The sequence below is a fragment of the Leyella stercorea genome (assembly GCF_021531655.1).
The window spans coordinates 1-1,802 of sequence record NZ_JADYUF010000096.1 but is presented as its reverse complement, the minus strand read 5'-3'; the positions used below and the strand labels follow the sequence as shown (position 1 = coordinate 1,802).

The window sequence follows — 1,802 nt, the reverse complement described above, 5'->3', positions numbered from 1 at the left end:
CCCCCGGCCCCTCCCCCGTAGGGAGGGGAGTGATATGATTTGAAGGTGGAGTTTTCTAAATCGAAAAAACATCAGTCAATAAGTTAATAAATAAGATAAAGCAAGTCCAGCATACCATTCCCCTCCCTACGGGGGAGGGGTTAGGGGTAGGGCTTTTTAAATAGATTATTATTATGAAAAAGGTTGTTGTAGCATTTTCAGGAGGTCTTGATACCTCATACACAGTAATGAAACTGGCCAAGGAAGGCTATGAGGTACACGCAGCGTGCGCCAATACAGGCGGTTTCTCGGCAGAGCAGTTGGTCGCCAATGAGCGTAACGCCTATCGTCTCGGAGCCAAGCAGTACGTAACGCTCGACGTTACGCAGGAGTACTACGAGAAGTCGTTGAAGTATATGATTTACGGCAATGTGATGCGCAACAACTGCTATCCCATTTCAGTTTCGTCTGAGCGTATCTTCCAGGCCATCGCCATAGCACGCTACGCCAAGGAGATAGGTGCCGATGCCATAGCCCACGGTTCAACGGGTGCCGGCAACGACCAGATACGTTTCGACATGACATTCCTCGTAATGGCACCGGGTGTGGAGATTATCACACTCACACGTGACAAGGCCCTCTCGCGCAAGGAGGAGGTAGACTACCTTAACGAGAACGGTTTCTTTGCAGACTTCACCAAGCTGAAGTATTCGTACAACGTAGGTATATGGGGCACCAGTATCTGTGGCGGCGAGATACTCGACTCCACCCAGGGACTGCCCGAAGAGGCTTATCTGAAGCACGTGACACGTGAGGACGAGTCGGAACTGAAGATTACGTTCGAGAAGGGCGAGATTGTTGCCGTCAACGGCGAGAAGTTTGACGACAAAGTGGCTGCCATACAGAAGATAGAGGAGATAGGCGCAGCCTACGGCATAGGTCGCGACTGCAACGTAGGCGACACCATCATCGGCATCAAGGGCCGTGTAGGTTTTGAGGCAGCAGCTCCTAAGCTCATCATCGAGGCACACCGCCTGCTCGAAAAGTACACGCTGAGCAAGTGGCAGCAGTACTGGAAGGACCAGGTAGCCAACTGGTATGGCATGTTCCTGCACGAGAGTCAGTATCTCGAACCGGTCATGCCCGACATCGAAGCGATGCTCACATCGTCGCAGCGCAACGTCAACGGCACGGCAATCCTGAAACTTCGTCCGTTAGGATTTGAAACCGTAGGTGTAGACAGCAAGGACGATTTGCTCAAGTCGAAACTCGGAGAATACGGCGAGATGCAGCACGGATGGACAGCCGAGGAGGCTAAGGGATTCATCAAGGTGCTCTCTACTCCGCTGCGTGTATACTACGGCATCCATCCCGACGAAAAGCGCTAAAAAAGCAATACGAAAACAGGGGCTTTGCAAATGTAGTCCTTTTGCACTCCGAAAGGACTCCTTTTGCAGTCTAAAAGGACTCCTTTTGCACTCCAAAAGGACCTCTTTTGCGACCCAAAAGGACTCCTTTTCGGAGGCAGACCTTATGTTTCGTATGAATTATGCAACTTTTTAGTCCTCCGCAACGTCAAACAGGTATATTAATTAAAATACTTTACGACTATGAATAGAAAACTTCAGCGTTCGTCGACCGACTGTATTCTCGGTGGCGTTTGTGGCGGACTTGCCAATTATTTTGAATTTGACCCTACGCTCGTTCGTGTAGCTTACGTGTTGCTAACTGTCTGCACGGCATTCAGCGGAACACTTGCCTATCTGCTGCTTTGGTTTGTCATGCCGAAGGAGAGGGTATAGGAGCTAGCCCCACCCCCCAGC

At 50.6% G+C, this 1,802-nt stretch carries 2 protein-coding genes; both read left to right on the top strand.

Translation table 11 applies throughout. The annotated features are described in order from the left end of the window. The first annotated feature begins 173 nt into the window (after positions 1-173). Complete coding sequence (locus I6E49_RS14145; RefSeq protein WP_235403122.1) at positions 174-1,367, top strand: argininosuccinate synthase; 1,194 nt, start codon at positions 174-176, stop codon at positions 1,365-1,367. Positions 1,368-1,589: 222 nt separating this feature from the next. Continuing rightward, positions 1,590-1,781, top strand: coding sequence for a PspC domain-containing protein (locus I6E49_RS14140; protein ID WP_235403120.1), 192 nt, complete (start codon positions 1,590-1,592; stop codon positions 1,779-1,781). Positions 1,782-1,802 lie beyond the last annotated feature (21 nt).